The sequence below is a fragment of the Nocardia brasiliensis IFM 10847 genome (assembly GCF_000710915.1).
GTDB classification, from domain to species: Bacteria; Actinomycetota; Actinomycetes; order Mycobacteriales; family Mycobacteriaceae; genus Nocardia; species Nocardia brasiliensis_A.
In genome coordinates, this window is the sequence record NZ_BAUA01000079.1 from 1 (window position 1) to 12,078 (window position 12,078).

At 69.8% G+C, this 12,078-nt stretch carries 9 protein-coding genes and 1 pseudogene; 4 read left to right on the plus strand and 6 right to left on the minus strand.

All coding sequences use genetic code 11. The annotated features are described in order from the left end of the window. From NBRGI_RS47500 to NBRGI_RS16945, 3 genes and pseudogenes are all read right to left on the minus strand, one after another. Nucleotides 1–523 (minus strand): annotated as a pseudogene (locus NBRGI_RS47500) (hypothetical protein); the annotation flags it as partial. A gap of 454 nt (nucleotides 524–977) precedes the next feature. Then, on the minus strand, nucleotides 978–3,665 hold the full coding sequence (locus NBRGI_RS16940) for a hypothetical protein (protein ID WP_029897422.1): 2,688 nt from the start codon (nucleotides 3,663–3,665) through the stop codon (nucleotides 978–980). After that, nucleotides 3,662–4,198 (minus strand): NUDIX hydrolase, encoded by a 537-nt coding sequence (locus NBRGI_RS16945; RefSeq protein ID WP_081594261.1) that lies wholly within the window; start codon nucleotides 4,196–4,198, stop codon nucleotides 3,662–3,664. The genes NBRGI_RS16940 and NBRGI_RS16945 overlap by 4 nt, the downstream gene beginning before the upstream one ends. Before the next feature lie 177 nt (nucleotides 4,199–4,375). Here NBRGI_RS16945 and NBRGI_RS16950 point away from each other — a divergent pair, with 177 nt between their 5' ends. Then, nucleotides 4,376–5,836: a CCA tRNA nucleotidyltransferase gene (locus tag NBRGI_RS16950; RefSeq protein WP_029897425.1), complete on the plus strand. Its 1,461-nt coding sequence runs from the start codon at nucleotides 4,376–4,378 to the stop codon at nucleotides 5,834–5,836. Here NBRGI_RS16950 and NBRGI_RS16955 read toward each other — a convergent pair whose 3' ends face one another. After that, nucleotides 5,837–6,652 carry a hypothetical protein gene (locus tag NBRGI_RS16955; RefSeq protein ID WP_029897427.1) on the minus strand — a complete coding sequence of 272 codons (816 nt, stop codon included), beginning with the start codon at nucleotides 6,650–6,652 and terminating at the stop codon, nucleotides 5,837–5,839. A gap of 204 nt (nucleotides 6,653–6,856) precedes the next feature. Between NBRGI_RS16955 and NBRGI_RS16960 the strand changes: the two genes are divergently transcribed. Both NBRGI_RS16960 and NBRGI_RS16965 read left to right on the plus strand, forming a co-directional pair. Continuing rightward, on the plus strand, nucleotides 6,857–7,612 hold the full coding sequence (locus NBRGI_RS16960; RefSeq protein ID WP_029897429.1) for a LamB/YcsF family protein: 756 nt from the start codon (nucleotides 6,857–6,859) through the stop codon (nucleotides 7,610–7,612). Between the two features lie 4 nt (nucleotides 7,613–7,616). After that, complete coding sequence (locus tag NBRGI_RS16965) at nucleotides 7,617–8,321, plus strand: 5-oxoprolinase subunit B family protein (RefSeq protein WP_029897431.1); 705 nt, start codon at nucleotides 7,617–7,619, stop codon at nucleotides 8,319–8,321. An 8-nt stretch (nucleotides 8,322–8,329) separates the two neighbouring features. Here NBRGI_RS16965 and NBRGI_RS16970 read toward each other — a convergent pair whose 3' ends face one another. Then, nucleotides 8,330–9,871 carry a DUF4185 domain-containing protein gene (locus tag NBRGI_RS16970; RefSeq protein WP_029897434.1) on the minus strand — a complete coding sequence of 514 codons (1,542 nt, stop codon included), beginning with the start codon at nucleotides 9,869–9,871 and terminating at the stop codon, nucleotides 8,330–8,332. 271 nt (nucleotides 9,872–10,142) lie between these two features. Here NBRGI_RS16970 and NBRGI_RS45250 point away from each other — a divergent pair, with 271 nt between their 5' ends. After that, complete coding sequence (locus tag NBRGI_RS45250) at nucleotides 10,143–10,721, plus strand: hypothetical protein (protein WP_051727835.1); 579 nt, start codon at nucleotides 10,143–10,145, stop codon at nucleotides 10,719–10,721. A gap of 4 nt (nucleotides 10,722–10,725) precedes the next feature. Here the strand turns inward: NBRGI_RS45250 and NBRGI_RS16985 are convergent, their stop codons facing one another. Then, a complete protein-coding gene (locus NBRGI_RS16985) occupies nucleotides 10,726–12,072 on the minus strand; it encodes an MFS transporter (RefSeq protein ID WP_051727839.1) in 1,347 nt (448 codons plus the stop codon). Nucleotides 12,073–12,078 lie beyond the last annotated feature (6 nt).

Genomic DNA, 12,078 nt, shown 5'->3' on the forward strand with positions numbered 1-12,078 from the left:
GCCGTGCCTGCGGCGGGGCGTACCGCGGTGGCGGCACGCGACCGGACTGCGGTGCGCCGCCGGGAATCGGGTCGGGCTGTCCCGTGCGTGGCGCGGGCGGCACTGGGCGGGCGGGCGCGGCGGGAATCGGACCGGACCGCGGCGCACTCGCGGGGATCCGCGCCCCGGATTGACCCGGGCCGTTGGGTGCCACCGGCATCGCGCCGGACGTGGCTCGGGCGTGGTCGCGCCGGGCGGCGGGCCGCGGTGCCACCGGCATGCCACCGGACTGACCGGGCGGTGGCCCCGGCCGCTGGCTCGGTGCCAGGCGTGGTTGCTGCGGCGGCGCGGGCGGCGGCTGCTGTGCCGGGTACTGCCGCTGACCGGGATGCGGTGTGGGCGCGGGCCGCTGGGGCGGACCCGGCGGACGCTGCGCGGGTGCGGGCGGCACACGCTGTCCCGGCGGTATCCGCTGCGGCGGCGCCGACGGACGACTGACCTGCGGCACCCGCGGCGGCGGGGCGGCGTAGGGACCGGGGTTCATCTCCGGCTCCTCTGCCTCCGCCTGGGGCGGAAGCCGTTCCCACGGCGCAACCGGCGCCCGACGGGCCGGTGGCCCGTCGCGCCGATCGGATCGAGGCCGATGCGCCGATGGATCATCGTCGCTCATCATGCCTCCTGTTTTCCGCGGGACAGCCGCACCCGGTCGGCGCCGACGAGCAGTGCTGCGGGATCGTTACGCGCCGCGTCTGTGCCCCGGCGGGACTGCTCGGGCCGATCCGGTCGGTGAGCGGCGGTAATACGGACTCGCTCACCGTTCCTCCTGGTACTGCCCATCACTCGCACCACCCCTGCGCTGCTGCGAGCCTCCAGCGATTGTCCTCCACTCTGCCACTGTGGTTTGCCGGACGTCCAAATCCGGTAGCCGGGGCTGGTGCCGGCGCACAGCTTGCGCCGGGCGGATCGGGCGACAGCGGAGGACGCTAGATGACCGTCCTTCACTGTGCCTCCTGATGCTCCTGCTGTTGTATGGCCCGCTGCTTGGCGCGCCCGTAGCGGATGACCCGCCGGCGCAGCGGCGGATCGAGCCCCTCGTCGGCGCCGTCGGGCTGACCGCGGAACCGCCGCCACAAGCGGCGCACGATCAGCAGGAACAGCAGCAGGGCGGCGCATGCCGTAATTATTGCCAGGGCCTGACCATAGGCGTTCGAACGCACCGAGACCTGTGTGGCATCGCCCAGCGGGATGCCGTCGGGTGTGGTAAGGGAGATCGGAATCACCAGGTTACGGCTGTCGCTCACCTCGGTCGGGATTTGGAACGAGCGTGTCCCGCGCGGGGGCAGCTGTTGCTCGCCGAGGTCGGTGATCTTCGTCTCGCGGGGCGCCTCGATGCGGAACTTGATCCGGATCGAGACCGGCAGATCGTTGCGCGCGACCAGCAGCAACGGACTCTGCTCGGACGCGAGCGTGTATACCCCGCCCGGCGGGAGCACGGTCACCGAGCGATAGAGCTCGTCCATCTTGCGCGTCGTCTGGTCGACGCGGCGCTGGGCGAACGTGTCGGCCTGAGTGGCGTCGCCGGTCCGTCGATCCGACAAGCTCAATATCCGAAGCAGATCGTCCCGCAAGGGTGTGAGGAACTCCGACGGGGTCGGCTTGATCTCGGGCACATCGACGATGGCGCGCAGCAGCTCGCTGATCCGCCTGCCCTGATCGCGCACCGGATCGATGAACCGGCCGGGCACCGCGTCCTGCTCGGCTTGGGCCAGATAGTCCAGCTCGTAGGGTTTCGGGTCGGTCGGCTGCGCGACCAGTTCCTGGAACGGCCGCGGGGTCGCCAGGTTGGCACGCAGCAACAGCTCGAGCTGGCGCAGCAGCGCCTTGCCCTCCTCGCGGTTCGCACCCCACTGCTGCGGCGGGACGAGCAGCATCGAACGCGGTTGGTCCGGTTGCGGATTCAGCGCCGACCAGGAGATCGCGCCGAGCGCGTCCTGTAGCCGGGCGGCGCGCGAATCGTTGCTGACCTCGTAGCGCACCGAGGCGGGCGTGAACGACGGGGTCGGCGGGTTGGACGAGCCGACCGCGGCCAGCGCCGTCGCGGACCAGATATCGAAGGTCGCGGCGTGCAGCGCGGCATCGCTCGCGGGCAGGGTGGGTTGCGCGCCGTTCGGTGCGGACCCGCTGTTCGGCACCGAGGTGCCGCTCGGCGTGGCCACGGTACTGGAAGGCCCTGCGCTGCTGGGCGAATGACCGTTCGACGTGGCCGAGGCGGTGGATTCGGGTCCGGCGGGCGCCGGCGGCACCGGGGCGGTGATCGCGGGCAGGCGCACCACTTCCGGGGCGCCGGTGTCGGGCACCTGGGTCGTCGTGGTCTGCGTCTTGGTGTCTCCGCGCGTCGCCGTCTGCTGCGATACCTCGGAGGTGCCCGCGGTGCCCTCCGGCGCGACGGCGGTGTCGGCCAGCACCGCCGTGCCGAAACCATGGCTGCGCAGCAGCGTTCCCGCGCTCGCGTCGATGCTGCCCGAATCCGGCAGGCTCACACCGCGCACGGATTTGACGCCCAGGATCGAATCGATGAGTTCGGCGGGGGCGTTCATCGCCCGAGCAGAGAGGTCCGGGTCGTTCACCGCGGCCAGCGCGGACAGGTCGACCTGCGCGAACGGCAGCGCCACCGTGCACATCGAGCCGGCGAGCGCGCGCAGCCGGTCCAGCCACGTCTGCGCCTGCGCGGCGCCGGCGCCGGCCCTGGTCGCACCGTCGGGATCGGACGGACTGGCCAGCACCCGGTAGCCCTTGGTCATCGCGTCCACGGTGAGCAGCAGATCGGGATCCACCGCGAGGCAGACCGAGGACAGCAGCGTGCGATCGCGACCGGGCGTCAGGTCGAACACACTCTCCAGCGCGCCGAGCAGCTGATCGAGCCGGCCGTCCTTGCCGAGCGAGGCCGCCAGTTCGTCGTCGGTGAGCTCGACCTTCCCGTCCACCGAGCCCGCGATGCCCGCGACCATCCGCGGCCGGTCCGCCAGCGGCCACAGCAGCGTCGTCGCCACCGGCGCGTCGGTCGGCGCGGACACCGCCTCCGCCGCGTCGCTGCTCTTCGACCCGGGTGGCAGGCCGAGCACCGGCAGCAGGAAGCGGGCATCGTCGAGGCGGGCGGGTTTGCCGAAGGCCGGTTCGCCGTTGACGTTCAACAGCAACGGATACACACCGGGTTTGCTGATATCGAGCGAGCTGCTCGTGCCGCTACCCGGTCGCAGCGCGATGCTCACCGAGAACTGCTTGTACTGGCCCGGCGCGAGCTGCGGCGCGACGTCCTCGAACGGGCCGTTCACTTCGTAGTTGACCTGATCGAGGCGCAGCGCGGCGCGCAGGTTGCCCGGCTCGGTGATCGCGGCCGCCCGTTGAATACGGACGCTGATGTCCTTGACCGCGCGATCGCCGATATTGGTGACCCGGCCCGACACCGTCACCACCGGGTCGCTCGTCGTGGTCACCGCGGTGGGGCTCACCGAATCCACCGACAGTTTCAGGAATTTCGGGCCGGACACCGTTCCGGAACCGGTGGGCTGGGCCTGCGCCGTGGGCGGCGCCAGCAGCGGCAGCGTCGTCCCCGACCCGAGGATGGTCAGGAGCGCGACGAAGATCCCCAACGGAATCGCTGCGCGACGCCGAAAAGTCTGGGTCATCGCTTGCCGGTCTCCATCCGGTCGATCAGCTTGTTCGCCACCTCGGCCAGACGTCTTTCGTCCGCGTAGGCCAGTCGAGAATTCAACTCGCTCAACGGGACCCACGCCACCTGAGTGACCTCCACGTCGGCGTCGGACAGTTCGCCGCCGGTGGAACGCAAGAGATAATGATGCACCGTCTTGTGTACCCGGCGACCTTCGGTGACGAACCAGTAATCGATGCTGCCGAGTTCGGCCACCACCACACCGTTGATCCCGGTCTCCTCGGCCACCTCACGGATCGCGGTTTGCTCGGAGGTCTCCCCCTCCTCGATATGCCCCTTCGGCAGCGACCACAGCAACCGCCCGCGCCGATCCGTACGGCCGATCAGCGCCGCGCTGCGTTGTTCGCGCGGGCCGTCCAAACCGTCGACGACCAGCCCGCCCGCGGAGGTTTCCCGCACCGTGCGCATGCGCGGTTTCGCCGCATTGGCGGCCGAACCGCGGCGCCGAGGCTGGCGGCGTCGACTGTTCGCGCGATCGGCCGGAGACACCAAGCAATCCTACTGTGTTGGGTTTGCGGTGTTGACGGCCGCAGCGCCGCGGGCGAGGTTTCACCCGAGACAGCGACCGGTGCGTGCCACCCCGGTGGCGAACGAAGCGAGGCCCCAGGGGCCGGGAACACGCAGGGCCGCAGGCGCGGCGAGGTCAGCACAGTAAGCTGCCGATTCGTGGTTTCGCCCAAGTCCGAGGACACAGAGCTGGATAGACGTACCCGATTGCTGGCTGCCGCGGCGGTGACGCTGGGCAGGCTGTCCGATGTGCTGACGCCGCTCGGCGAGATGTTCGCGGCACGCGGGTACGAGCTGTATCTGGTGGGCGGCAGCGTGCGCGACGCGGTGCTCGGCCGGCTGGGCACCGACCTGGATTTCACCACCGACGCACGCCCCGACCAGGTGCAGGAGCTGCTGCGCGGCTGGGCCGATCACCTGTGGGATACCGGGGGCCTGGCGTTCGGGACGGTGAGTGGGTCGAAATCCGGTCAGCAGCTGGAGATCACGACGTTCCGCTCCGACAGCTACGACCGGGTGTCCCGCAATCCCGAAGTGAGCTTCGGCGATTCGCTCGAAGACGACCTGGTGCGCCGGGATTTCACGGTGAACGCGATGGCGGTGCGCATCGGCGCGGACGGCACGCTCGACTTCGTCGACCCGCTGAACGGGATGGACGCGCTGCTCGCGGGCCTGCTGGATACCCCTGCCGCACCGCAGGATTCGTTCAACGACGATCCGCTGCGGATGCTGCGGGCGGCGCGGTTCGTCGCGCAGCTCGGTTTCGAATTGCATCCGCGGGTGCGGGCGGCGATCACCGAGATGGCCGAGCAGATCGATCGGATCACCGCCGAGCGGGTCCGGGTCGAGCTGGACAAGCTGATCGGCGGCGCGCATCCGATCGACGGCATCAACATCATGTGCGAGACCGGCCTGGCGCAGCGGGTGCTGCCCGAGGTGCCCGCGATGAAGCTGGAGATCGACGAGCATCACCAGCACAAGGACGTCTACTGGCATTCGCTGACCGTCCTGCAGCAGGCGATCGACCTCGAGGAGGGCGATCCGGATCTGGTGCTGCGCTGGGCCGCGCTGCTGCACGACATCGGCAAGCCGGACACCAAACGCAACGAACCGGGCGGCGGCGTCAGCTTCCACCACCACGAGGTGGTCGGCGCGAAGATGGTGCGCAAACGGATGCGGGCGTTGAAGTATCCGAAGCAGTTCACCGAGGATGTGGCCCGGCTCGTCTTCCTGCACTTGCGGTTTCACGGGTACGGCAAGGGGCAGTGGACCGATTCGGCGGTGCGCCGCTACGTCACCGACGCCGATGAGCTGCTGCCGCGCCTGCACAAACTGGTCCGGGCCGACTGCACGACGCGCAACAAGCGCCGAGCCGCGGCGCTGCGCGCCACCTACGACGAGCTGGAGGCGCGGATCGCGCGGCTGCAGGAACAGGAGGACCTGGCCAAGGTCCGGCCCGACCTGGACGGTAACGCGATCATGGAGTTGCTCGGCCTGCCGCCGGGGCCCGAGGTGGGTAAGGCGTGGCGGTTCCTCAAGGAGCTGCGCCTCGATCGCGGTCCGATGACCAGGGACGAGGCCGAGGCCGCCCTGCAGGAGTGGTGGCGGGCGCAGGGCTGATCAGAACACGATCAGCGTGGTTCCGGCGACGATCGCGGACCGCATCTGCGCGAGGTCGAACGAGCCGGTGATCTCGGGCAGTTCCACCCGGAACCGGACGAGGTCGCCCTCCCTGGTGGCGTGTGCGATGCGGGCCTGATTCGGCAGCTGTTCGAGCAGCAGCGCGGGCGTGCCGATCATCCGGCGCGGCATCCGCAGGCCGAACCAGCTGACCCGGTGCAGGTCGATGGTCACCCGGTTGTCGAGCACCGCGCCGTCCACCACGGCCGTCAGCCTGCGGGTGCGGTGCTTCGCGCGGACCAGCCCGCTGTCCTCGACGTCCAGCACCCAGTCCAGCGGCTGGGTGTTCAGCCAGCCGACCAGCGCCGCGGTGGTGACGGTGCCCTCGAGGTCCATCCGCCCGGCGCGGACTTTCGTCGGCACGCCGGGGATCAGCCGCACCTCGTGCGCGATCACGGTCACCGCCTCGATCGGGTGGTCGTCCCAGCGCAGCCGGGACAGCACCGTCTTGGTCTGGAAGTGCGCGCCGCGCCGCCGGACCTTCAGCACCTGGAGCGTGGCATGCAGGTCGTGCCCGAGCAGGGTGGCGTTCACCTCCTGCCCGCCGAACCGGCTGAGGATGCCCTCGCTGAGCATGGTCATCAGGACATCGGGCAGCAACGCCGTGACGGTGCCCGCACCGAGATCTACGACCGGATCCACCCAGGCGGTGGTGACCGAGACCCACTGCTCCAGCCAGGATTGATCGAACAGGCGCTTGCCGAGATCGACGGCTCGCAACGGCGACCAGGACTTCGGATCGAAATACGTGGCCATGATTGCTCTGAGCGTACTTGCCCGCACCGGACCCGACCATCGCGCTGTGACCCAGCTCGCCCCGCTCGACACCGCCTATTTACCGCACACCGTAGCGCCGACCTGCGCCTTTCTCGGGAGCCGGGCCGCCGATCCCGTGGTGCTGCGCGGACGAGGACAATAGGGGTGAGGCAATGGAAGCAGTAAAGAAAGGCAGGCCCGAAGGTGCCGCTGGATCTGAACAGTGACCTCGGCGAGGGTTTCGGCCCGTGGCCGATGGGTGACGACGCGGCGATGCTCGACATCGTCACCAGCGCCAACATCGCCTGCGGCTTTCACGCCGGCGACCCCTCGATCATGCGCCGGACCTGCGAGTTGGCCGTCGCGAAAGAGGTCAGGATCGGCGCCCACGTCGGCTACCGCGACCTGGCCGGTTTCGGCCGCCGGGAGATCACGATGGATCCGGCGGAACTGCGCGACGAGGTGCTCTATCAGATCGGCAGCCTCGACGCGTTCGCCAAGGCCGCCGGTGATCGGGTGCGGTACGTGAAACCGCATGGTGGGCTCTATCACTCGGCCGGACGCGACCAAGCGCTGGCCGAGGCGGTGCTGGCCGCGCTCGCCGAATATGACAGCGAGCTGGCCTTGCTGGGCCCGGCCGGCTCTCAGCTGGAGAAGGCGGCAGTTGCGGCCGAGGTGCGTTTCGTCGGTGAGGGTTTCGCCGACCGCGCCTACACGCCCGCGGGCACGCTGGCGCCCCGCGGTCTACCCGGTGCGGTGCTCGACGCGGATGCGGCTGTCGCCCAGGCGATGTCGATCGCGGTCTCGGGCGCGGCGAATATCGTCGACGGTTCCGGCACGGTGCCGGTGCAGGCGGCCAGCCTCTGCGTGCACGGCGATACCCCGGCGGCGGTGGAGATGGCGCGGCGGATTCGGGCCGCCTTCGACGAGGCCGGCGTACCGGTCGCGCCGTTCGGCTGAGCGGATGAACGGCACGTCGACAACCGGACCGGTGGCCGCGCGGTCGCGGATTCGCGCGGCGGGTGATCGAGCGCTGCTGGTGCTGCTGTCGCATCGCACCGAGGTGGTCGAACTCGTCGAGGCGCTGCGCCGCAACCCGCTCGCGGGCGTGCAGGACGTGCTGCCCGCTGCGGAAACCGTGCTGGTGACGTTGCTTTCACCGGCTCATGCCGAAACTGTGCGGCACGCGCTCGACTCGCTGCTGTCTGCGCTGCAACAGCCTGGGCCGGGCCAGGATTCGGGTGATGTTTCCCGTGGAACACTGGCGCACAACGATTCTGCCGACGAACCGCTCGTCGTTCCGGTGCGTTACGACGGCGCCGACCTCGCCGAGGTCGCGCGGTTGCTGCGGCTGACCGAGGCGGAGGTCGTCGCCGCGCACACCGGCACGATCTGGCAGTGCGCGTTCATCGGATTCGCCCCGGGCTTCGGCTATTTGGCAGCTGAAGACGCGCGATTGAACGTGCCCCGACGGGCGCGTGCCCGCACCGCCATCCCGGCCGGTGCGGTCGCACTGGCCGGCGGCTACTCGGCGGTGTATCCGCGCAGCACACCCGGCGGCTGGCAGCTGATCGGCACGACGGAGCTGCGGATGTGGGATCTGGACCGCGAGCCGCCCGCGCTGATCCGGGTGGGCGATCGCGTCCGATTCGTCGACGTCGACGGCTGAGCGCGCGGTCAGCGCGGCGAATCCAGCTGTGCGTGCATCAGATACACGTTGTAGGTCTGCCAGGCCGAAAGGGTGAAGTACAGGTCCCGGCCGGTCGACCACGGATGCAGGAAGCCGCCGTAGGACGTCGGGTAATCGGCGGTGGACAGCAGCGATACCGCCTCGCTCCATTGTCCTTGCGGCTGTGCGGCATTGCGCAGCACGATCCCCCCGCGGGCGGGATCGAGGTACACCATCTGCCACTGCTCGGTGTCCGGGTCGTACCGGACGGACACCTCGCCGGCCAGCCCGGCGACCAGCGGGGTGGCCTGGTTCTCGGCCGCCGATTCCCAGCTGCCGTTCACCCAGTACTGATAGGCCGAGGTGTTGAGCACGTCCTGCTTCGGCACCCGGGCCAATCCGATCACGCCGAGCCGTCCGTTGGGCGTGCCGAACATGTAGACGTGGTCGCCGTGCGGCACCATCGCCGCGACCTGGAAGCGTCCGGCGCCGAAGACGTTGTCCCACTTCGCATGCGGGTCCTTGGTCCAGGTGCGGCCGTGGTCGTCGGAGTAGGCCAGCCCGCCGTAGTTGCTGCGCCACAGGCCGGGGACCCGGCTCCACCGATTCACCGACATGTAGCTGAGGTACTGCCGCTCGCCCAGCGCGAAGCCGGAGGTCGGGATGGTCGTGGTCTCCCAGTTCTTGATCTTGCGGCTGCTCAGGATCTCGGCGGCATGGCATCTGCTGTCCTGCACCATGCGGTCCAGCGAGAGCCCGTCGGACAGGTCGCGATCGGTGCTGTAGGCGAGCACGTTGCTGCGCCAGTCCTGATCCTCGCGGCCCGCGCCGCCGGTCACCCAGCCCTTGCCGAAGGTGTCGCCGAACGCCACGGCGACCTCGCCGGGTGCGGCCTCCCACAGCACGCCGAGGTCGGTGCCGTCCACCTGCCAGCGCACGTCGGTGCGATTCGGCGAGCCGTGCCCGGTGACCTGACCGGCCAGTTCGACCGTGAGCACCCGGGGCTCGGCCACCGGGGGCGCGAGCGGGGCCGGTTGCGCCGGGTACGTCATCGGTGGCGGCGGCGCGGGTATCGGTTCCGGTGCCGGGCCCTCGGGAACCGGAACCGGAATCGGTTCGATCTCCGGCCTGATCACGATGCGCGGCAACGTGATCGGCGCACCGGATGCCGCTCGCTGCGGGGGCTCGACGGGCTCCGGCTCCGCTGCGATGTCACGGACATCCGGGCAGGGCGTGTGGCACGGATCCGGCGCGAGCGGCGGCGGATCTATCCGTACGTCGCGCTGCGGGGGACCGGGTACCGGCACCGGCACGAACTGCGGAATCGGGATCGGGATATCGATCTGCTCGGGCAGCGTGAAGGGCGGTGGCGGCGGCAGTGCGGGATCGGGATCGCGCAGGCGCGGATCGAATCCCGCTTCGCCGCAACTGTTCACCGGGGACGGCGCCCACGGCAGCGGCCCCGCCTGCGCGGGCACGGTCAGCACGCCGCTGAGCAGCACACCGAACAGTGCCGGTACACAAGGGGTTGTGCGGCCGAGTCGGCGCATCGCGGCGGGCGCGAGCTAGTCGGAGATCTCGGTGAGCGGGTACAGCATGGTGCCCCACCCACCGAATAGTAGGTGCTGCACCGCAGCGAAGATCATCGCCGGAAAAGCCATATCGCGTTGACTCCCTCTCGAACTCGTTGACACATTGCCGAATCGGGGCGAAGCGAAATCAACGTACCGGACCGCCGCGCCGCAATGCCGGACCTCGCGATCGAAATTATTTGTGGCGAAATAGCGGAACCGATTGCCGGTGGCGTGCGTCCAACCAAATATGGACGAGATCGAGTACGTCTTCGGTACCGGCGCCGGCCCACCGCACGTCTGGACCAGCGCGGCAGATCTGTCACTGGCGAGTCCGGGTGACGCCCTGCGGCTCGACTTCGACGGCGACGGACTGACCGACGACGCCATGTGGGACAGCGCCGGTCTCGGTATCGCCGATGTGGCGGCCCTGGACCTGGACGACGACGGCGTGCTCGACCACTTCTATACCGACCCCACCGGTCTGGGCACCTGGAACCACCACGTCACCGGCACCTCGGCCGACGCGGTCGCCGAGCCGCTCGACTGGATCCACCGCACCGAGGGGTTCGCGAGCGAGGGGCCGCAGGCACCGGACTCGGATGTCGCCCAGCAGGATTCGGCCGTCGTCCCCTGTGTCGTGGAGCCACCCTTCGAGTCCATGCGCCCGGCCGCCTATCATCCGCCTGCCATCCACACCGAGGTGAAACCGCCGGGTACCGCCCCGGACAACCTGCCGCACACCGATCACACGGATCTGCCCGACTATCTGACCCAGTGGGCGAATCGCACCGGAGGTGATCCCGGCCGAGCACCCACCATTGCCTGAAGCGTCATGAATTCCGCGGTGTTTCGGTAATTCCCGCGTAACGGGTCAACCGAGCGGGCTCGGTCCGTCGCCGGGTATTCACCAAGATCGCGACAATACCCGCGCAATAGATTCCGGCGCCGGCCACAATCACCGGCAGGGAGCGTCCGTCGTCCGGAATAACCGCGGCCGCAGCGGCGATCGCGACGATGAACGCGATATTGAATACGGTGTCCTGCAACGCGAACACCTGACCGCGCCGCGCATCATCGATGTCTATCTGCATCGTCGCGTCGCCGGCCAGCTTGATCGTCTGCCCGGCCAGGCCGAACAGGAACGCACCGACCAGCAGCAGCCGGTGCGCATGCTGGGCCGCCGTTCCGGCCTCGGCGATGGCGATCGGGGTGACCAGCGCCAGCTGCACCGCGGTCGCGCAGATCAGCCCCAGCACGACCGTGCGCGGCCGCCCCAGTCGTGGAATCAGCAGCGGCGCGACCACCGCAGCGGCCAGCATGCCCGCCGCCGTCGCGGCGATAGCCACGCCGAAGCCGAGCAGGCCGTTGCTCAACCCCGAGCCCGCGGCGGGCGTCTGCCGCAGCACCAGCACCATGATCAAGGTGTTGGTGCCGAACACGATTCGGTGCGTGCCGATGCCCAGCATCGCCGTCGTGACCTGCTTCGACTCCCACACCGCCGACGCGCCCGTGCGTAAACCGGTGAGGATGGCGTGTACGGCACTGTCGTGCTTCGCCGCGACGCTGGGTTCCGGTCCGAGCACCCGCGGCGCGAACCCGGTTGCCAGCAGCGCGCTGAGCACCGACCCGATCCCGCTGATCGCCACCGCGACCGCCGACCCGAAATCGCCCGCCCCGATCAGCCCGATCACCGCGACCGAGGTGGCCGCGCCGAGCGCCGCGCACCCCGACGCCACCGTGGCGAGCACCGAATTCATCGGCACCAGCCATTCCTGCGCGAGCACCCGCGGCAGGGCCGCCGACACGCCCGACTGCACGAACCGGCTGATGCCCACCACCGCCAAGGCCAGCAACAGCAGCGGCGTCTCCCCGATGCCGGCGAGCAGGCCCGCGCACACCACCCCGATCAACACCGCGCGCAGCACGTTCGCGACCAGCAGCACCGCCCGCCGATCCCAGCGATCCAGCAGCGCGCCCGCGTACGGTCCGATGAGCGAATAAGGCAGCAGCAGCACCGTGAAACCGGCCGCGATGGCCAACGGGTCGGTCTGGCGTTCGGGATTGAACAGGATCGCGCCGGACAGCGCCGCCTGGAACATGCCCTCGCCGAACTGCCCGGCGAAGCGCACCACCGCGAGCCGCAGCACGCCCGGGCTCTCGCGCAGTGCGACCCGCAGCGGGAG